General features: G+C 60.4%; 17 protein-coding genes, 1 pseudogene and 1 riboswitch. Of the genes and pseudogenes, 7 read left to right on the forward strand and 11 right to left on the reverse strand.

Annotated elements, in window-relative coordinates; translation table 11 throughout:
• Positions 1 to 28: 28 nt before the first annotated feature.
• From KGB28_RS03745 to KGB28_RS03765, 5 genes are all read right to left on the reverse strand, one after another.
• On the reverse strand, positions 29 to 2767 hold the full coding sequence (locus tag KGB28_RS03745; protein WP_223442466.1) for a LuxR C-terminal-related transcriptional regulator: 2739 nt from the start codon (positions 2765 to 2767) through the stop codon (positions 29 to 31).
• Between the two features lie 175 nt (positions 2768 to 2942).
• On the reverse strand, positions 2943 to 4307 hold the full coding sequence (locus tag KGB28_RS03750) for a DUF1329 domain-containing protein (RefSeq protein ID WP_223442468.1): 1365 nt from the start codon (positions 4305 to 4307) through the stop codon (positions 2943 to 2945).
• Positions 4308 to 4335: 28 nt separating this feature from the next.
• A complete protein-coding gene (locus KGB28_RS03755) occupies positions 4336 to 6237 on the reverse strand; it encodes a DUF1302 domain-containing protein (protein WP_150756213.1) in 1902 nt (633 codons plus the stop codon).
• A 338-nt stretch (positions 6238 to 6575) separates the two neighbouring features.
• On the reverse strand, positions 6576 to 8258 hold the full coding sequence (locus KGB28_RS03760) for a fatty acid--CoA ligase (RefSeq protein ID WP_150727988.1): 1683 nt from the start codon (positions 8256 to 8258) through the stop codon (positions 6576 to 6578).
• A 161-nt stretch (positions 8259 to 8419) separates the two neighbouring features.
• The gene (locus tag KGB28_RS03765; RefSeq protein WP_150727989.1) at positions 8420 to 9049 is read right to left on the reverse strand and encodes a LysE family translocator; all 630 of its coding nucleotides are present in this window, start codon (positions 9047 to 9049) and stop codon (positions 8420 to 8422) included.
• Between the two features lie 91 nt (positions 9050 to 9140).
• Here KGB28_RS03765 and KGB28_RS03770 point away from each other — a divergent pair, with 91 nt between their 5' ends.
• From KGB28_RS03770 to KGB28_RS03780, 3 genes are all read left to right on the forward strand, one after another.
• Positions 9141 to 10106 (forward strand): 2-hydroxyacid dehydrogenase, encoded by a 966-nt coding sequence (locus KGB28_RS03770; protein WP_223442470.1) that lies wholly within the window; start codon positions 9141 to 9143, stop codon positions 10104 to 10106.
• Between the two features lie 33 nt (positions 10107 to 10139).
• A complete protein-coding gene (locus tag KGB28_RS03775) occupies positions 10140 to 11138 on the forward strand; it encodes a class I SAM-dependent methyltransferase (RefSeq protein WP_223442471.1) in 999 nt (332 codons plus the stop codon).
• A 51-nt stretch (positions 11139 to 11189) separates the two neighbouring features.
• A riboswitch (yybP-ykoY riboswitch) is annotated at positions 11190 to 11312 on the forward strand.
• A 90-nt stretch (positions 11313 to 11402) separates the two neighbouring features.
• Positions 11403 to 11987, forward strand: coding sequence for a TMEM165/GDT1 family protein (locus KGB28_RS03780; protein WP_008016665.1), 585 nt, complete (start codon positions 11403 to 11405; stop codon positions 11985 to 11987).
• Positions 11988 to 12119: 132 nt separating this feature from the next.
• Here KGB28_RS03780 and KGB28_RS03785 read toward each other — a convergent pair whose 3' ends face one another.
• On the reverse strand, positions 12120 to 12938 hold the full coding sequence (locus KGB28_RS03785) for a M48 family metallopeptidase (protein WP_223442473.1): 819 nt from the start codon (positions 12936 to 12938) through the stop codon (positions 12120 to 12122).
• A gap of 233 nt (positions 12939 to 13171) precedes the next feature.
• Between KGB28_RS03785 and KGB28_RS03790 the strand changes: the two are divergent.
• Positions 13172 to 13294, forward strand: a pseudogene (locus KGB28_RS03790) (hypothetical protein); the annotation flags it as partial.
• A gap of 146 nt (positions 13295 to 13440) precedes the next feature.
• On the opposite strand, the gene KGB28_RS03795 reads toward KGB28_RS03790, so the two are convergent.
• From KGB28_RS03795 to KGB28_RS03805, 3 genes are read right to left on the reverse strand one after another with little or no spacing between them, the layout of a single operon-like run.
• The gene (locus KGB28_RS03795; protein WP_046041890.1) at positions 13441 to 14064 is read right to left on the reverse strand and encodes an SOS response-associated peptidase; all 624 of its coding nucleotides are present in this window, start codon (positions 14062 to 14064) and stop codon (positions 13441 to 13443) included.
• 35 nt (positions 14065 to 14099) lie between these two features.
• Positions 14100 to 14360: a putative signal transducing protein gene (locus tag KGB28_RS03800; RefSeq protein ID WP_223442476.1), complete on the reverse strand. Its 261-nt coding sequence runs from the start codon at positions 14358 to 14360 to the stop codon at positions 14100 to 14102.
• Positions 14361 to 14369: 9 nt separating this feature from the next.
• The gene (locus KGB28_RS03805) at positions 14370 to 14552 is read right to left on the reverse strand and encodes a CPXCG motif-containing cysteine-rich protein (RefSeq protein WP_053159662.1); all 183 of its coding nucleotides are present in this window, start codon (positions 14550 to 14552) and stop codon (positions 14370 to 14372) included.
• 139 nt (positions 14553 to 14691) lie between these two features.
• On the opposite strand from KGB28_RS03805, the gene KGB28_RS03810 reads away from it, so the two are divergent.
• Positions 14692 to 15858 (forward strand): 1-acyl-sn-glycerol-3-phosphate acyltransferase, encoded by a 1167-nt coding sequence (locus tag KGB28_RS03810; protein ID WP_223442479.1) that lies wholly within the window; start codon positions 14692 to 14694, stop codon positions 15856 to 15858.
• 76 nt (positions 15859 to 15934) lie between these two features.
• Here the strand turns inward: KGB28_RS03810 and KGB28_RS03815 are convergent, their stop codons facing one another.
• Positions 15935 to 16213, reverse strand: a complete 279-nt coding sequence (locus KGB28_RS03815) for a hypothetical protein (protein WP_007979321.1) — start codon at positions 16211 to 16213, stop codon at positions 15935 to 15937.
• 190 nt (positions 16214 to 16403) lie between these two features.
• Here KGB28_RS03815 and KGB28_RS03820 point away from each other — a divergent pair, with 190 nt between their 5' ends.
• A complete protein-coding gene (locus tag KGB28_RS03820) occupies positions 16404 to 16610 on the forward strand; it encodes a hypothetical protein (protein ID WP_085724026.1) in 207 nt (68 codons plus the stop codon).
• Positions 16611 to 16804: 194 nt separating this feature from the next.
• On the opposite strand, the gene KGB28_RS03825 is transcribed toward KGB28_RS03820, so the two are convergent.
• Positions 16805 to 17389 (reverse strand): YajG family lipoprotein, encoded by a 585-nt coding sequence (locus tag KGB28_RS03825; protein WP_007973847.1) that lies wholly within the window; start codon positions 17387 to 17389, stop codon positions 16805 to 16807.
• Positions 17390 to 17593: 204 nt separating this feature from the next.
• On the opposite strand from KGB28_RS03825, the gene KGB28_RS03830 reads away from it, so the two are divergent.
• Positions 17594 to 17833: a hypothetical protein gene (locus KGB28_RS03830; protein ID WP_223442482.1), complete on the forward strand. Its 240-nt coding sequence runs from the start codon at positions 17594 to 17596 to the stop codon at positions 17831 to 17833.
• Positions 17834 to 18424 lie beyond the last annotated feature (591 nt).

Genomic DNA, 18424 nt, shown 5'->3' on the forward strand with positions numbered 1-18424 from the left:
TGGCCGCGATGGGTAACATGAAAAATCCTTAACCAAGCACCCCCAACTCCTTGGCCCGCGCCACCGCCTGCGTACGCCGCTCGACCCCGAGCTTGCTGTTGATGTGGCTGGCGTGGGTCTTGACCGTGTGCAGGGAAATAAACAGCTGATCGCTGATTTCCTGGTTCGAACAGCCCTGGGCGATCAATCGCAGGACCGCCATTTCCCGCGTGCTGAGCTGCTCCGCGGCCGCGCAGGACTCCAGCCCGGGACGGGCAGCCAATGTCGGCAGTTTTTCACTGAGGCTCAGGGAAACGGGGGTTGGCGGACAGTTTTGAAGCTGCCCACGCAGCCAGTCCGGGTGCTCGGCCAGCAAGCCCTCAAAGGGTTGCAACACCCCTCCACTGGCGGCGTCCAGCGCCTGGGCCAGAGCCTTGCGTGCTTCCGGTTCCCGTCCGTTGCCCAGCAACAACGCCACTTTCTGGGTCAGCGCCATGGCACTGAGCATCTGCCGACCGCTTTGCTGGCCATGTTCGAGCAGCGCATTCAAACGCCCTTCGGCCAGCATCGGTTGGCCCTGGATGACGTCGAGCAAGGCTTGTTGCAATTCGACATGCAGCGGCAATTGCGGGTGGAATTCCGGTGGTGCCGCCCCGTTTTCGCCGTTATAGGTCTGCCCCAGGCGCGCCAGCCAGGCTTCGGCCAGATCGGTGCGCCCCTGGGCCAGCCAGAGTTCACATTTGACCAGGGTGATCATGGCCAGGTAGTAGATCGGCGGCACGTCCCAGATATGCATGAGCCGTTCGGCTTCAGCCAGTTCGGCAAAGGCTTTGGCGAACTCGCCGCTGCTGCCTTCCAGCCTGGCAATCACGCAGTGTCCGATCAGCACGCTGATGTCACGGCAGGCCCGCGCCTCGCTCAAACCGGCCTGCAATCGCGCCCGCGCCGCTTGCGGTTGCATGCGCAGGGCCAGCAAAAAACCTTCGTACAAGGTCAGCCGGGCGCGAACCGCATACAGCCGTTGCGCAGGCAAGCTCTGCAGGCGCTGCATACCCTGACGGACCTCTTCCAGCGCCCGACAGACTTCCCCGCGAGCTTGCAGCACCCGGGCGCGGTCGTAGTGCGCCAGTGCTTCGAACAAGGGGTTGCCGACCCGTTGCGCCAGTTCCAGCGATTCGCGGTTAAGCCCTCGTGCCCGCCACAAATCACCGTCGGCAATGGCCAGGTTGGACAGGGTCGAGAGGCACATCAGCCGCTGGCCGTAACGCTTGGACGGAAGACTCTCCAACGCTTCGCCGCAATACCGCAGCGTCAGTTCGCGGTCGCCGCGCCCACGGGCAATGATGCCACTCAACGCCAGCCATTGAGCGAGCATCGACTTTTGTGCGGTGGCCGACGGAGCAGGCAGGAAACGGCTCAAATGGCTGGCCAGTTCTTCCGCGGCATCCAGTTGGCACGCCATCCCCAGCGCCCAGCTATAGAGCACGATCAGTCGCGGCGTGCTGATCAGCAAGCTGTCAGGCAAGTCCATTTTCCAGCGCAGCAACATGCCGACATTCTGCTCGGCCAGCAGTTGCTCTTCGGAGAGGTTCTGCACCAGGTTCGCCGCGACGTCCAGGTGACCGGCACGCAAGGCCTGCTCCACGGCCTCATCGAGCAACCCCTGGGCATTGAACCAGCGGCAGGCACGCAGGTGCAGGCTGGCGGCCGGCACTATCGACTGGGAAGTCGGCCGCGTGCGCAACAGATCGGAAAACAGATGGTGGTAACGATACCAATGGCCATGTTCGTCCAGCGGCACCAGGAACACTTGGTGGGCGAGCAAAAAGCGCAGGATCTCTCCGCTGTCATGAGCGTCGCGAACGGCGTCGCACAGTTCGCTGCAAAAACGTTCCTGGGGCGCCGTGTCATAGAGGAACGACTGGACCTCGGCGGGCAGGCAATCGATGACCTCTTCTAGCAGGTAATCGCGGATCAGCCCTTCCCCGCCGTGCAACGATTGCGGCAGCGCGCCATCGGTGCCCGCCTCCGAGGCGGCCAGCAGCCAGAAGCGTAACCCCGCGACCCAGCCTTCACTGCGCTGGATCAGGTTTTCCAGTGCCTCACCGCGCAAGGAGCTGGCGTGCCGATCGAGCAGACTCAAGGCCTCGTCATGAGTCAGGCGCAGATCCTGTTCATGCAACTCAAGCAATTGTCGCGATAGCCGCAGCCGCGCCAGGTGCCAGTCGGGACGCTGGCGACTGGTGACCATCACCAGCAAGCCATCGGGGAGATGATTGAGGAAAAATTGCAGGCAACGGTCCAGCACCGGCCCCTGGGCCAGATGGTAATCATCCAGCACCAGCAGCAATGGTGTCGCGGTGGACAGGTGCTCGGCCAATTCGTCGAGCAGGCCGTCCAGCCATTCTTCAAACGCGAACGGCTGATGGCGCTGGCGCATTTTCAACAGCCCGAGGGATTGCCTGCCCAGGTGCGGAAAATAGTCCTGGAGGCCTTCCAGCAGGCGCTCGAGAAAACGCCCAGGGTCACTGTCGCGCGGGCTCAACCCCAGCCAGAGACTTTGCCAGTGCGCCGGCAATCCCTGACAAAACTCCACCGCCAACGAACTCTTGCCGAACCCTGCCGGTGCGCTGACCAGCAATAACCTGCCACCGAGCCCGGCACTCAGGCGCTCGCACAAGCGTGGACGCAGCACATGGCCGTCGGGCAACGGCGGGCGGAAGAAGCGCCCGTCGAGTGTCGCGACAGCAACGTGTGCAGAACCTGGGGATGTAGACAAATCAGTCATAGCCGGCTCTTGTTTGAATTGCGGGTGGCGGCGTTGCAGATGTCCGCAGACTAGCCGTAAACGGATAGGGAATGAAGGTAATTGCTACAAATGGCTACAAAAAGTCTACAAACAAAAAAAACGCCCCGAACCAGTCGGGGCGTTTTCAGAGGGTGCGGCCTCTACTCAGTTCACCTTAGCGAACACCATCCTGACGCAAGGCGGCCGGGGTGAAGTCGCTGGTGGTGGCAGTGAAGCCGAAGTCATAGGCCGATTTCTCTTCGTTCTTCATGCCCAGCGCCAGGTAACGACCCGATTGCAGGTCGTACAGGGCTTCAAGGGCATACCACGGCACTTGCTTGTCGTAGTAGTTCTCGGCATGGGCCTCGGCGACGCGCCACAGTTGACCGCGACCGTCGTAATGGTCGATCACCGCAGCTTGCCAGGTGTCTTCGTCAATGTAGAAGTCACGCTTGGCGTAGATGTGACGCTGACCTTCCTTCAGGGTTGCAACCACATGCCACACACGGCGCAACTCGTAACGCGCCAGATCCTGGTTGATGTGACCGGCCTTGATGATGTCGGTGTACTTGAGCTTCGGATCGTCGAGCTTGTAGGCATCGGAGCCGATGTACATCTCTTTCTTGCCTTCAAGCTTCCAGTCGTATCGATCCGGTGCACCGTTGAACATGTCCAGGTTGTCGGAAGTACGCAGGCCGTCGGCTGCAGTACCCGGGCCGTCATAGGACACTTGCGGCGCACGGCGCACACGACGCTGACCGGCGTTGTAGACCCACGCCGAACGCGGCTCCTTCACCTGATCGAGGGTCTCGTGCACCAGCAGCACACCACCGGCCAGACGTGCCGGCGCGGTCACTTTCTGCTTGAAGTAGAACAGGATGTTGCCCGGGTTCGCCGGATCGTAGTCCTTCATCTTGTCGCGGAACACGAACTGGTCCTGGAAGTACACCAGGCTGAACGAGCCGTTCGGCTGTGGTGTGGCCTGGGTCACCAGGCGGGTCACGCTACCACCGCGATAACGGGTGATGTGGTTCCAGATGACTTCAACGCCGCTTTTCGGAATCGGGAACGGAATGGCGGTTTCAAAGTTTTCCAGGCCGTTGCCGCCGGACACCAGTTTGGTGTTGGTGGCGTTCTTCTTGATGGCGGCGAACACGTCATCCGGCACGGTGGCACCGCGATGGGACGGATAAACTGGCATCTTGAAGGTTTCCGGGTAGCGCTTGAACATCGCGTACTGACCCGGGGCAAGCTTTTCCTTGTACTGATCGACGTTCTGCGCCGTGATGGTGAACAGCGGTTTTTCGCTGGCGAACGGATTGGACAGGAAACCTTTGCTGTCGACCGTACCGGCGTTCTTCGCCATCGGTTTCCAGGCCGGGATCGAACCGTCGGCGTTACCTGCCATTTCAGCGCCCATCGGGGTCAGGCTCTTGCCCAGTTTGTCGGCCTCAGCCTGGGGAACCGCTGCGATGACGCTGGTCGCCAGCAGCGAAAGGCCCAGAACACCGGCGTGGAACAGACTTTTTGTTATTTTCATATGTGTGTTCGTCCTGAAAATACTGTGCTTAGAAGTTCACGCCGAGGCTGAGCGCAACGAAGTCGCGGTCATCCACGGTGGTGTACTTGCCGTCGAAGAAGTTGGTGTACGCCAGGCTCGCGGTATAGGTGTTCTGGTACTCGGCGTCGACACCCAGGCTCACTGCCTTGCGGCCTTCCTCGAAGTTGCCGCCAGGGCCAGGGGAGTAACCGCTCACGTCATGGGACCAGGCAACGTTCGGCTTGAGGTTCACACCGGCAAACACGTCGTTGTATTCCCAGATGGCACGACCGCGGTAGCCCCACGAAGTCGCGGTGGTGAAGCCTTCGTCGTCGCAGTTGCGGCTGCGGTTGTTGGTCGGCGTACCCGGGCCGGCGCCGTTGATGGTGCTGGTGTTGAGCGCCACGCAGGTATCGAGCGCGCCAGAGGCTGGCAACTCACCCGGGCCGTAGACCGGATCGCGGCCATAACGAACGTCGGAAGTGCTTTCCAGGCCGCCGACGTGAGTCACGCCCACTTCACCCACCAGGGTCAGACGGCTGGCGCCCATGACCTGGTCGAAGAAGTGCGTCAGGGTGGTCTGGAACTGGGTGATTTCCTTGCGACGATACCCGTGCAGGTCCTGACCCGGAACGCCGGTAAGCAGCGATGCATTGGTCAACGGGTTGTTCGGGTTGTTGTTGCCTATAGGACGGACACCGGAGAACAGGATGTCGGTGGAGTTGAGCTGCACCGGAGCGTTCGGGCGGTAGCTGATCTCGCCGCTCCACGCCGTACCGGTAGGCAGGGTGGTGGAGAAGCTCAGGCCGTAGAGGCGGATGTCTTCCGGGTATTCGATGAAGTACTGCGAATTACCCGCCACCAGCAACGGCGCCAGCGCGGCGAACGGCCCCGGAAGTCCCGCTGCAGTGTTGTAGACCGACTGCGGCGCACCGGTGGCGCTGAAGATCGGCGCACGGCTGTGGTAATTCATGAAGTAGGCGCCGAACTCAGTGTCCAGCGGATCGAACATGTACTTGAAGGACGCGCCCCACTGACCGCTGTCACGGGCATCGCGATCGGGGCCACGACGCACCAGAACACCCTCTTCGTTGACGTCGACGCCGTTGGCGGCCAAAGGTCCCAGGGCAATGGCCGGAATTTGCGAGCGTTTGTTCAGCACGCGAAGGTTGTTGTCGCAGCCGTCGGCAACGATGTCCGGCTGGGAGAAGAACGTGCCGCAGTTGTCGACGACGGTCTGGTCCCATTCAATTTGGTAGAACGCTTCGGCCGAGAGGTTTTCGGTCAGGCTCTGGGACACATAGAACATGTTGACCGGGATCAGGCCTTCCTTGATCTCGGCACCCGGACGACGGAACGCGGACACGTCGATCGGGTTGATCGAGTTGATGCCACCACCGATGAAGGTACTTTCACCCCAGCTCACGACCTGCTTGCCCAGACGCACGGAGCCTGGCTGATCGGCAATGGCGTAGTTGTGGTAGACGAAGGCGTCGAGGATCTGGCCGCCGGCAGACTTGGCGCCTTCCTTGCGGCCCTCGTCGCTGATGTCCTTGAACGGACGGCTTTCGTCCTTCAGTTCAAAGTCGTACCAGTATTTGCCACGGACGAAAACACCGGTATCGCCGTATTTCAGTTCAAGGTCATGGATGCCCTTGAAGATCTTCGAGAAGGTTTCCCCGCTCTTGAAGTTCAGGTGACCGTCATCAGAAGTCTGGGACAGACCCTTGCCGCCGTTGTTGACACCGATGAGGTTCTTGTTGGCACTTTCGGTAGACCAACTGGCACCAACCGACAGGGATGAGTCGAACTGACCTTCGATTTCACCGACGTTGAAACTGACGCCGAATGCTGGCCCGGCGAGCGTAGAGGCAAGACTGACAGCCAGGGGCAGTTTCGCCCGGCGCCAGAACTGGTTAACTGATGTCATCGACGCTACTCCATGTGCATTTTATTTTTATGGCAAGAGCACTTCTAAAAACGCTGTGGATAACCGGGAGCCATGGCATCCCAAAGTCATTCCAAAGTTGCATCGCCCCGGTTCGTGCGGTTGCCCCGTTCTTAAAAATCCTTGAGCGGACTATAGCCAGCAGGTAGTAGCGCTTGATCCCTCTAAAGTGTGATTTGCAGTTGCCAGCCACTCTGGAACAGTCCTTTCGCCAGTCCGACACCCGTCGGCACGGCAAGGATGGCTGAAAATTCCGATTTGACAAGCCAAGCGCTTGCTTGGTGGGGCTGGCGTGCCCTTTCGGGCACGCCGGGAGACGCTTAAAGCGTCGAGAGGAAGGTGCTGTTGGTGGCTTGCCATTCGGTGATGTCGACGCGAATGCGCTTCTTGTCGAGTTTGCCGACGCTGGTCTTGGGAATTTCAGTAACAAGGGCGATCTGGCTCGGAATCGCCCACTTGCTCAAGTGCCCCAGCTCCACAAACGGTTTGAGGTGTTCCTTGAGTTCCCGCGCCCCGATTGCATGACCCTCACGGAGCACCAGCAGGGCAAACGGCCGCTCGCCCCACTGCGGATCGGGGATCCCCACCACTGCTACTTCACGTACCGCCGCATGACGGCTGATCAGGTCTTCCAGGTCCAGGGAGGAGATCCACTCGCCACCGGTCTTGATCACGTCCTTGATCCGGTCACGAATGTCGATCACGCCCATGCTGTCCAGGGTCGCCACGTCACCGGTGTGCAGCCAGCCTCCGGCCCAGAGCTCGGCGCCCTTCTGCGGCTCGTTGAAATAACCCTCGGTCAGCCATGGTGCGCGTAACACCAGCTCGCCCTGGGTCTCGCCGTCGGCGGGCAGGAAGTTGCCCTCGGTGTCGACGATCGCCGCCTCCACCAGCGGCCCCGGCACGCCGGCCTTGATCCGGTAAGTGGTGCGTTCGTCTTCGGTACCGGCCATCAATTCGTCGTTGAGGTGCGCGCACGACACCAGTGGCCCGGTTTCCGACATGCCGTAGGCGGCAGTCAACTGAATGCCTTTGGCTTTGGCCGCCTCGTACAACGAGCGGTTCAGGGCGCTGCCGCCGATGACGATTTTCCAGCCGCCGAAGTCGACGTCCTGCGCGGCCTTGGCATTGAGGACCATCTGCAAAATGGTCGGTACGCAATGGGAGAACGTGACCTTCTCCTTGCGCCACAACTCCACCAGGTACTCCGGGTCATAGCGGCCGGGATACACCTGCTTGAGCCCGAGCATGGTCGCCACATACGGCAAGCCCCAGGCGTGGACGTGGAACATCGGGGTGATCGGCATGTACACGTCGTTAGTGCCCAGCAGGCGCACGCTATCGATCGCTCCCATGATGGTCGACACGCCCATGGTGTGCAGCACCAGTTGCCGATGGGTGAAGTACACGCCCTTGGGGTTGCCGGTGGTACCGGTGGTATAGAACGTGGTCGCGACCGAGTTTTCGTCGAAGTCCTCGAAGTCGTACTGCGGGCTCGCCGCGGCCAGCAGCTGTTCGTACTCGCCGACGAGGTTCGGCAGGTCCGCGGTTTTTTCCGGCAGGTCAGTCAGCAGCAGGGTTTTGTCGACCGTGGTCAGTTGCCCCTCGATGGCCTTGTAGAGGCCGACGAATTCGCTGTTGACCAGCACAAAGCGGTCCTCGGCGTGGTTCATGGTGTAGAGGATCTGTTCCGGCGACAGGCGCACGTTGATGGTGTGGATCACCGCACCGATCATCGGGATGGCGAACATGCATTCCAGGTAACGATGGCTGTCCCAGTCCATCACACCCACGGCATCCCCGGGCTTGACTCCGGCCGCTGTCAGCACGTTGGCCAGGCGGGCCACCCGTTCGATCAGGGTCGGGTAGCTATAGCGCAACTTGTCGCGGTAGATGATCTCGCGGGTTTTCTCATAACGGGCACCGGACATCAGCAGCCGTTTGATCAACAGCGGGTACTGGTAAGCGCCTTCGGCCGGGGGGATAACGCGAGTCTGCAACATAATAATCCCTTTAATCTGACTGCACGGTCGTGACTGAAAGTACGCACTGTAGTGCCCTTGAACGCCAGCCAAATCAGCCAAAGGAATGATTTGCAGAACCCTGCAGATGCTAGCATTGCGCCACTATCCACAGGGATTCTCTGTCTGCAGTGACTGCGCAATCAATGCATCTCGGTAAAAGCCAGCTTCACGCCAATCGCAATCAGCACCGCGCCCATGGTCCGGTCGAACCAATGACCCATGCGGGCGAAACCGGCGCGTACGCGCTGCTGGCTGAACAGCATCGCCACCAGGCAGAACCAGACCGCTGTCGCCGCCGCCAGGTAAACCCCGTAACCGGCCTGCACGGCCAGTGGCGTTTGCGGATTGATGACCACGGTGAACAGCGAGAGGAAGAACAGCGTGGCTTTCGGGTTGAGGCCGTTGGTGACGAAACCTGAGGTGAAAGCACCACGGGCCGTGCGCTCGCCGGCTTCCTTGTGCAGATCGTCCGCCACAGGCTTGGCCGGTTGCGCGCGCAGGGCCTTGTAACCGATGTACAGCAGGTAAGCGGCGGCGGCCCATTTCAAGGCATTGAACAGCACGATCGACTGGGACACGATCAGGCCGATACCCAACAGCGAGTAACCCACGTGCAGGAAAATCGCCGTACCCACACCCAGCGCGGTCCAGGTGCCGGCGCGGCGACCGTGGGTAACACTCTCGCGCACCACCACGGCAAAGTCCGGGCCGGGGCTGGCCACGGCCAGCAGGTGAATCAGGGCAACGGTCAAGAACTCTGTCCAGTACATGGGGGCTCCTTCAGGCCAAGCGTAACTATTTATTTCATCTGGTAGGCTCGGCAGATTACGCCTTCAGTTCATTGCACAAAAGGTACAGTTGATGACGAACACTCGCCGCGCCGTTTTCCTCGACCACCCGTCCCTGGACCTCGGCGACCTTGACCTCAATCCGCTGCGCAGTTGTTTCAGCGATTTGCAGCTGTTCGCCCAGACCTTGCCCGATCAAGTCATCGAACATCTCAAGGACGCCACCGTCGCCATCAGCAACAAAATTGTCATCGATGCCGCCGCCATGGCCGCCAGCCCTGATCTCAAGCTGATCCTGATCACCGCCACCGGCACCAACAACGTCGACCTCGCCGCCGCCCGCGCCCACGGGATTACCGTGTGTAACTGCCAGGCTTACGGCACACCGTCGGTGGCGCAGCACACGATCATGCTGCTGCTCAACCTGGCCACGCGCCTGGCCGATTATCAAAAAGCCGTCGGCGAAGGCCGCTGGCAGCAGGCCAGACAGTTCTGTTTGCTGGATTACCCGATCGTCGAACTCGAAGGCAAAACCCTTGGCCTGCTCGGTCATGGCGAATTGGGCGGCGCGGTCGCACGGCTGGCTGAAGCCTTCGGCATGCGCGTTCTACTGGGGCAAACTCCCGGACGCCCTGCCCGCCCGGACCGCCTGCCACTGGATGAACTGTTGCCACAGGTCGATGCCCTGACTTTGCACTGCCCGCTCAACGAGCATACTCGCCACTTCATCGGCGCCCGTGAACTGGCCGCAATGAAACCCGGCGCGTTCGTGGTCAACACCGCCCGCGGAGGTCTGATCGACGAACAGGCGCTGGCCGACGCCTTGCGCGACGGCCATCTGGGCGGAGCCGCCACTGACGTGCTGAGCGTCGAGCCTCCCGTCAACGGCAATCCGCTGCTGGCCCACGACATCCCGCGCCTGATCGTCACCCCGCACAATGCCTGGGGCAGCCGCGAAGCGCGCCAGCGAATCGTTGGCCAAGTGAGCGAAAACGCATTGGGATACTTCAGCGGTAAGGCGCTGCGGGTCGTCAGTTGATAAACTGCGGCACTTTTTTCCACGGGAGCAGTTATGGATCCGCGCAGTGAAGTACTGCTTCGTCAGGCCGAGTTATTCCAGGGTTCGGTGTTGTTGGCCGGTTTGCCCGCCGACGACTTGCTGGGCCGTCTGCCCGAAGCTCATGGCTGGTGCTGGCACGCCGGCGATCAGGCCGCGCTGGACGCCCGCTTCGCCGAGCGCAGCCATTTTGGCGTGAATGCGCCGCAGCGCGAGTTCGATAGCGCCGTAGTCTTTCTGCCCAAGGCCAAGGACCTGACCGACTACATCCTCAACGCCCTCGCCTCGCGGCTGGCCGGCCGCGAGCTGTATCTGGTCGGCGAGAAAAAAAGCGGCATCGAAGGTGCCGCCAAACAACTCAACCCGTTCGGCAAGCCACGCAAACTCGACAGCGCGCGGCACTGCCAGCTCTGGCTGGTCACCGTGGCCAACGCGCCTGAAGCCAAACCGCTGGAAAGCCTGGCGCAGACCTACGAACTGCCGCTGGCCGAAGGCCCGTTGAAGGTCATCAGCCTGCCGGGGGTGTTCAGCCATGGTCGCCTGGATCGCGGCAGCGCGCTGCTGCTGGAGCATCTGGACAAACTGCCCAGCGGTCACTTGCTCGATTTCGGTTGCGGCGCAGGGGTTCTGGGCGCCGCAGTGAAACGTCGTTACCCGCACAACCAGGTCACGTTGCTGGATGTGGATGCCTTCGCCGCTGCCAGCAGTCGTCTGACCCTGGCGGCCAATGGTCTGGAGGCCGAGGTGATTACCGGTGACGGCATCGATGCCGCGCCGATGGGTTTGAGTGCGATCCTGAGCAATCCGCCGTTCCATGTCGGCGTGCACACCGATTATTTCGCAACGGAGAACTTGCTGCGAAAAGCAGCCAAACATCTGAAAAACGGTGGCGAACTTCGCCTGGTAGCGAACAGCTTCCTGAAGTATCAACCGCTGATCGAAGAGCACCTTGGCGTGTGTGCGATCAAGGCCGAAGGACAGGGCTTCCGGATCTACCGAGCCAAACGCGGTTGAACTTCGTTTGAAAAAGAAGGCTTGCCGAATGGATTTTGCCTAGGCAGAATCCGCTCCGTCCTAGGGGAGTAGTCTCCCACGAGCGCCACGCTCGTCCGGCATGCGTCAACATACTTGGTCAAAAGACCATGGCGCATGCGACCCAAGCATCCACATCAGATGGATCGCAGGGTTTGACAAGACCTATGACACGAACACCTTACCCGGGGCGGGAAGGTTGTACGTGTCATAGCCGTGTCGACCCGCCCCTTAGGAAAACCCCTGATGCTGGATTCACTACTCGTACCTACCGCAATCGTTGCCTTGGCCGAAATCGGCGACAAGACGCAACTGCTCGCGCTCATTCTCGCTGCCCGTTTCCGCAAGCCCTGGCCGATCATCGCCGGTATCGTCGCTGCAACCCTGGCCAACCACGCGGCCGCCGGTGCTGTCGGTGCCTGGGTCGGCAGTTTCTTCTCGGATACGATGCTGCACTGGATCCTCGCCGCAAGCTTCGCCGCCACGGCACTGTGGACCCTGGTCCCGGACAAGATGGATGACGACGAGGCCAGTACCGCCCGCAAGTTCGGGCCGTTCCTGACCACGCTGATCGCGTTCTTCCTGGCGGAAATCGGCGACAAGACGCAGATCGCGACCGTGATGCTGGCTGCGCAGTATCCGGAGCTGTGGCTGGTGATCATCGGCACCACCCTCGGCATGCTGATTGCCAACGTGCCCGTGGTATTGGCCGGTAACTTTGCCGCAGACAAATTGCCCTTGACCCTGATCCGTCGTCTGGCGGCGTCGGCGTTCTTCATCCTGGCGATTGTCGCGGTGTACAAGGCGATGCAGAGCAGCGGGTGGGTTTAACGGTTTAGGTCGATAGACCGCGTTATCGTTCTTCGCGAGCAAGCCCGCTCCCACAGGGTTCGGTGTCGAGCACAAAACCAATGTGGGAGCGGGCTTGCTCGCGAAGAGGCCAGTAGCCTCAGCACATGACTATCAGGACTTCCTGGCCTGCTCATACAAAGGCATGACCTTCGGAATCGCTGCCTGCAACGCCGCAATACGGCTCGACGACGCCGGGTGAGTGCTCATGAACTCCGGTGGCGAACCTTCCGAAGCCTTGGTCATCTTGTTCCACAAGGTGATCGCGGCATTCGGGTTGTAACCGGCGCGGGCGGCCAGTTCCAGGCCGATCAGATCCGCCTCGTTTTCATTGGCGCGGCTGTTGGGCAAGGTCATGCCGTAGTTGGCCACGGTATCGGCCAGGGCCATGGTGTCCTGCCCCAATCCCAACAACGCACCCGCGCCCTGCTTCGCCATTTCCATGCCGTACGCCTTGGACATCGCTTCACGACCGTGCTCGCGCAGGGCGTGGGCGATTTCATGGCCCATGATCGCGGCGATTTCATCGTCGGTCAGATGCAGGCTGTCGATCAGCCCGGTGTAAAAGATGATCTTGCCGCCAGGACCGCAGTTCGCGTTGAGTTCATCGCTCTTGATCAGGTTGACTTCCCACTTCCATTGGGCCGCGTCCGGACGGAAGTTCGGCGCCTGGGCAATCAGCCGGTCGGCAATCAGCTGAACCCGCCGGGCTTCATTGCTGGTCTTGTCCAGCACACCTTTGCTGGACGCCTCGCCCACTGTCTTCTGATAGGACTGGGCGTACATCTGGTCGACTTCTTGAGCGGACAACATGCTGAACATGTATTGCTTGCGCTCAACGCCTACAGCGCCGCCACTGGTGGTATTGACCGACTGGCAACCGCTGAGCAACAGCGCTGCGCCCAGCGCACTGACAACCAAAATCTTGTTCATCAAAAAACTCCCTGAAAACATGCCGCGTATCCTAGGCGTGGAAATGTAACGACGCCAGATACAATGGACGTAAGACGCACAATTCGGACAAAGCTCTCATCGCCGTAGAAAAAATTCACATACGGCGAGAACCCGCAGCCCATCACTCCGCGCATTGATTCAATTACGACATCAGGCACGCAAAAACAGTCATTTCAACTGCCCGCGCTCATACCCGCCCGCTCAAGCAGATGGCCGAGATCGATCAGGTGACCAATGAAGTGTCCGGTGGTGCGGATGAGTCGAGCGCGGCCAGTGCGGGCTTGACCAAGTTGGCGGAACAGCAGCGGCGGTTGATCAATCAGTTCAGGGTTTGACCTTCAGGCCCTCTTCGCGAGCAAGCCCGCTCCCACATTTGATCTTCAGTGAACACAGAATATGTGTACGACAGAGTTCCAGTGTGGGAGCGGCGGTGCGGCGATCCGACTTGCTCGCGAAGGGGCCAGCACTGACACCAAAAAACTCAACCCGGTGTCAAACACTCCGGCCCATTGAGCTTCGGATCATTCACCATGTTCGCCAGGACCCGTTCGCGCAATGCGGCAGGCTCACTGGCCAGCAAGGCTTGCAAAGCATGCAATGGCGTCTCGGGATCCAGCCACGCGGCCTGCCCCGCCTCGTCAAGAATCAACGGCCGCCGCTGGCTTGCCGCCGGCTGGGTAATCACGGCGGTACTCAGCCACACCTGCTCCTGTACCGGATACGCCTCCCAGATCGCCGCAAAAAATAATGACGAGCCCTCCCCCGGTGTCAGCCAGTACGGGCGCTTGCGCGTCGTGCCGCGCCATTCGTAGAAACCATTGGCTGGCAACAGGCAGCGGCGCTCGCGCAAGGCCTGGCGAAACATCGGCTGCTCGGCAACGGTTTCGGCGCGGGCGTGGGCCGGGGTGCGGGACAGATCGGTCAGCCAGGGTGGCGTCAACCCCCAGCGCGCGCGTGCCAGCGTGCGCTGGCCGTCAGGCTCGGCCCGCAGCATCAACACCGAATCATTGGGGGAAATGTTCCACTGCGCCTGCTGGTCGGCGGGAAAACCGGGCAGCGCCGCGAAGGCGGGGTTCCAGCGAAACAGGGCATAACGTCCACACATGGGGCAACACGGCTCTTGATCAAACGAACGCCAGCCTAACAGACCAGCGTGCCGGGAAAGCTGTCCGGCTCATCGCCGGACAGCGGCAGCGCGGCATTGTACGCGGTGATCAGCTCGCGGGCGTATTCGGCCTGGTCGTTCTCGACCGACAGCCCGAGCAGGCCATAGATCGGCAACTCGCCGCTGCCGCCGACCAAGTCACGGCCCATCAGATGCGCCTCGATACCCTCGCTGGCGAGCATGCCTTGCAGCAACTCGCCTTCCATCAGGTTTTCCGGATCGTAGATGCGCTGCATACACGCTCCTCACTCGTTTTCGCTGAACACTTCGAGATGCCATTCCTCTTCATGAACCTGCAACACGAAGGTTATCGGCCGGCAGCACACCTGACAGTCTTCAATATAGGTCTGATCGCCACCGGACAAATCCAGCGTCGTCTCGACTTCCTCACCACAATACGGACATTCATATTGCGCAGTTTCCAGCATCGCGGTCTCCCAGGTGACTTGTGCGTATAATCGCCGGTCTATTTGCAGGGCTATTTTTGTCTGGCTACTTTTTCAGACCGTACCCCGCCGGTTTTCAATCAAAACCTTTACTTACCCTAGCCGTTTCTAACAAGAGAGCATGATGGGCGAATTCGATGCCATCCGACCTTACGACGACAGTGAAGTCCCGGCAGTGCTGGCACGACTGCTCGGCGACAAGGCGTTTCTAGATATCCTCACCCACTTCCGCTTCCCGCGTTTCGCCGGCGCTTTAGGCTGGGCACTCAAACCTCTTATAGCCCATCGGCTGCGCCGTGAGTTTGCCGGCATTACCTCGGTGGCCACGTTACAGGATAAAGTCGAGCATTACGTCGACCACACCATTGAGCGCGCCACCGACGGTGTTACCTATACCGGGGTGGAGCAATTCAAGTCCGGCAGCGCCTATCTGTTCATCGCCAACCACCGCGACATCGTGATGGACCCGGCCTTCGTCAACTATGCCGTGTACCACGCCGGCCTGCCGACCCCGCGCATCGCCATTGGCGACAACCTGCTGCAAAAGCCTTTCGTCAGCGACCTGATGCGCCTGAACAAGAGCTTCATCGTGCACCGCTCGATCAGCGGACGCCGGGAAAAAATGGCGGCTTATCAACTGTTGTCGGCGTACATCAACCATTCGATCCGCAACGATTGCGCCTCGATCTGGATCGCCCAGGCCGAAGGCCGCGCCAAGGACGGTGACGACCGTACCGAATCGGCAATCCTCAAGATGTTCCACATGAGCCGCAAGGACGAGCCGTTCGGCGAAGTCATTCAGTCGCTGAACCTGACCCCGGTGTCGATCAGCTACGAGTACGACCCGTGCGACCAGGCCAAGGCCCGCGAGCTTTACATCCGCGCCACCACCGGCAGCTACACCAAGGTGTCGGGCGAGGATGACGTGAGCATCGCCAAGGGCATCACCGGCTACAAGGGCCGGGTGCATGTGAACTTTGCCGCGCCAATCACCGAACTGTTCGAAGACACCAAGCAATTGGCGGTCGAGATGGACAGGCAAATCCTCAGCGGATACCGCTTGTTCCCGGTGCACTACCTGGCTTATGCGCAGTGGAAGGACGCCGATCCGCAGTTGCAGGTGCCGAAAGCGGCCGAGGTGTTCCCGGCCGAGGAACTGGCCAAGGCCCAGGAAGAATGGCAACGCCGCCTGGACGCCTGCCCTGAAGAGCATCGTCCATTCCTGGTGCTGCAATATGCGACGCCGGTGCGCAATCAGTACCGCGTGAAGGCAGGGTTGCCGCTCTAAGCGGTTTCGGCCAGATATGAAAACGGCGCCCTCGAGGCGCCGCTTTTGTATCTGTTCACCACAGGTTTGCGGTTATTCAGACTTGCGTGCTGATCCACGACACCAGCAACGCCATCCCCATGCAGGCAAAACCGAAGATGTAGAAAAACCGGTTCATGCGCAAGGTCGCCCAGTCCAGCGTGGGCTCTACGTTGGGGCTGCTCTGGCGCTGCGCCTGCAAACTGGCCATCGCGCGCAGTTCGCGACGACGGGTGGCGTGCAGCAACCAGCCGCCCGGGAAGGCAAAGAGCAAGGCCAGCAGATTGATCAATTTGGCGGGATGGGCGGTAAACAGCGTCATCAAGTGCAGCGACATCACGAACCTCAAGTAAAACAGGTGGCAGGTGCCGGGCCGGCGACTGCGGCGCGGATTCTACCGAAAGCCTGTGCGCCTGCCCTCTGTTTCCGACAAATAACGAAGCAATTGATCAATGGCTGTCCTGAGTCACGGCTTCGTCATCTGTATCGGCGATCATGCGCGCCTCGAAACCGACAGGGACCACGTCATGCTCCACGCCGAAAACCAGGATCGTCTTTACCTCATCACCCCCAGCGAAGAACAACAAGCCCTCGTCGGCAGCCTCGCCTTCAATGTTCAGGACCGCCATTGGCTGGTGTATTGCGCACTCGGTGGCCACCAGCATGCGGATTTACCGGAGACGGATTTGCTGACCGGTGTGAGCGTGCTGGACTTTTACTCGCAAGCCGCCTGACACCACCATTCCCCCTGTGGGAGCGGGCTTGCTCGCGAAAGCGGTGTGTCAGTCAATATCAATGCTGCCTGACACTACGCCTTCGCGAGCAAGCCCGCTCCCACAATGGGTCGGTGTGCATCCGCAAAAAGTCAGCAGTCATGAAAAAGCCCGGGACCATCGCTGGCACCGGGCTTTTTCGCATCCAGCGAAGGTTATTCGCCGAGAATCTGACCCACGGTCGGGTCCTTGAACAGGCGGGTCAACGCATCGCTCAGCACATCGCTGACCAGCTTGGTGTTGGTTTCCTGGTTCGGCGCCATACCGAAGCGCTGGTCCAGGGACGAACCATAACGGCCGCTGTAGCGACGGTTGGCGTTCTGCACATCCGAGCGGAACGTCGCGCCGATGGTGGCTTCGGTCACGTACATGCCTTCCTTGGGTGACTGGTACTTCAACTCCGCCAGGGTCACGGTCAGTTGCGGTGCATTCATGGCGTTGTTCGTCGGGGTAAAGCCCAACAGACGCACGGCGGCTTCAGCCTGGGCCTGCAGCTTCGGCAGGATCTGCGCGCCCTGCACGGTGATCGCGCTGGTCTCCGGGTACAGACCACCACGGGTGCCCAGCGTCGGCGACGGGCGACCGTCCACTACACGCACCACAACGGGCTGGCCATGGCCGACCGGGGCCAACTGGGCGGTCAGCTTGGGTTCCGGGCTCAGTTGTTGCGGGCTGTGGGCGCAGCCAACCAGGGTCAAACTGGTCACAGTGATCAAACCGAACAACAGGCGTTGCAACATGCTCTTCTCTCCAGAATCAGGCACAAACAGGCCGGCAGTATAGCGGTGCGCCACTGCGGGTAACCAGCACCGCACAGTGTTTGATGAAATCTCTGACAAGCCCTTGGCAACGCGGTTCCTGTCATACAGATGTCACCCCCCATACACTTGCACGTAATGGCCTGCAGGCAATCTTCTCGGCAGACACCCAAACGGTATTTCGCCATGCGCCATCTGATCTCTCTGTTCGCGCCACGTCCACTGCATCGCTGCTTCGCCCTGCTCGACCGCAACGGCCACTGCCAGGCCTTCAAGCAGTGCAGTCTCCAGCCCATGGGCGACGGCTGGGTTGAAATCGAAGAGATCCGCCTGAACTGGCTGAATCAGCCGCTGCCTGCCGGCGCCCGGGTCGTTTCGCAACAGCACCGGCCGCGCTCGCGTGCACAGCATCTGATGGCGACCTGACCAAACACCTAATAAAAGTCATTAAACACGACCATTTCCCTGCGTTTCTTAGATACAATCTCCCCCCGATTATAAGGACGTCTCCTGATCGGGCCTCGCAGCACCGTCAATGCGCTTGTATTGACACCCCGCACCGCCCACAGAGAGCCGCCCACACAGATCGAGTGAAGCTGGCGCGCTTGCTGTTTTGTTGAGCAAAACCTCCACTTTTCGCGAATCTGCAGAGCTGTCATTACGCTCGGTCACTGAGCTGTTTGCCCGTTTTGCCTGCCCTGTATCCCATGGCGGCAATCCATCCGGGCACGGTGCCAGGCTGGGACAGCCCTTTTTGAGGTTCACGTCTTCAAAAGAGCGTGAAAAAAACGGGTTTTCACAACTTCACAAGAGTGTGGCGAGCAAATGAATAGTTTTGCGTCTGAACATGCACCATTAGCGTCTACAACAGCCCAACGACACAGGACCGAGTATTCCTCGAACACCGGAGCCTGAAGCCTGTCCGCTACGGATTTGGTTGCACAAACGGATGTATCGACCATAAGTCGAATTGCCTCCCGCGCGCTGAAATGAGTTCATATGGCTCATAGGCCCGGC

Origin of the sequence: Pseudomonas sp. BF-R-19 (assembly GCF_019956445.1) — a bacterium.
Taxonomy (GTDB): Bacteria; Pseudomonadota; Gammaproteobacteria; order Pseudomonadales; family Pseudomonadaceae; genus Aquipseudomonas; species Aquipseudomonas fluorescens_BH.

Excerpts from the sequence above, each read along its gene's own strand:
- KGB28_RS03800 (WP_223442476.1), bottom strand. The coding sequence starts at position 14,360 with ATGCAGCGCATCTACGATCCGGAAAACCTGATGGAAGGCGAGTTGCTG.
- KGB28_RS03810 (WP_223442479.1), top strand. The coding sequence starts at position 14,692 with ATGATGGGCGAATTCGATGCCATCCGACCTTACGACGACAGTGAAGTC.
- KGB28_RS03760 (WP_150727988.1), bottom strand. The coding sequence starts at position 8,258 with ATGTTGCAGACTCGCGTTATCCCCCCGGCCGAAGGCGCTTACCAGTAC.
- KGB28_RS03805 (WP_053159662.1), bottom strand. The coding sequence starts at position 14,552 with ATGCTGGAAACTGCGCAATATGAATGTCCGTATTGTGGTGAGGAAGTC.
- KGB28_RS03775 (WP_223442471.1), top strand. The coding sequence starts at position 10,140 with ATGGATCCGCGCAGTGAAGTACTGCTTCGTCAGGCCGAGTTATTCCAG.
- KGB28_RS03770 (WP_223442470.1), top strand. The coding sequence starts at position 9,141 with ATGACGAACACTCGCCGCGCCGTTTTCCTCGACCACCCGTCCCTGGAC.
- KGB28_RS03745 (WP_223442466.1), bottom strand. The coding sequence starts at position 2,767 with ATGACTGATTTGTCTACATCCCCAGGTTCTGCACACGTTGCTGTCGCG.
- KGB28_RS03830 (WP_223442482.1), top strand. The coding sequence starts at position 17,594 with ATGCGCCATCTGATCTCTCTGTTCGCGCCACGTCCACTGCATCGCTGC.
- KGB28_RS03750 (WP_223442468.1), bottom strand. The coding sequence starts at position 4,307 with ATGAAAATAACAAAAAGTCTGTTCCACGCCGGTGTTCTGGGCCTTTCG.
- KGB28_RS03755 (WP_150756213.1), bottom strand. The coding sequence starts at position 6,237 with ATGACATCAGTTAACCAGTTCTGGCGCCGGGCGAAACTGCCCCTGGCT.
- KGB28_RS03785 (WP_223442473.1), bottom strand. The coding sequence starts at position 12,938 with ATGAACAAGATTTTGGTTGTCAGTGCGCTGGGCGCAGCGCTGTTGCTC.
- KGB28_RS03780 (WP_008016665.1), top strand. The coding sequence starts at position 11,403 with ATGCTGGATTCACTACTCGTACCTACCGCAATCGTTGCCTTGGCCGAA.
- KGB28_RS03765 (WP_150727989.1), bottom strand. The coding sequence starts at position 9,049 with ATGTACTGGACAGAGTTCTTGACCGTTGCCCTGATTCACCTGCTGGCC.
- KGB28_RS03815 (WP_007979321.1), bottom strand. The coding sequence starts at position 16,213 with ATGTCGCTGCACTTGATGACGCTGTTTACCGCCCATCCCGCCAAATTG.
- KGB28_RS03820 (WP_085724026.1), top strand. The coding sequence starts at position 16,404 with ATGCTCCACGCCGAAAACCAGGATCGTCTTTACCTCATCACCCCCAGC.
- KGB28_RS03825 (WP_007973847.1), bottom strand. The coding sequence starts at position 17,389 with ATGTTGCAACGCCTGTTGTTCGGTTTGATCACTGTGACCAGTTTGACC.
- KGB28_RS03795 (WP_046041890.1), bottom strand. The coding sequence starts at position 14,064 with ATGTGTGGACGTTATGCCCTGTTTCGCTGGAACCCCGCCTTCGCGGCG.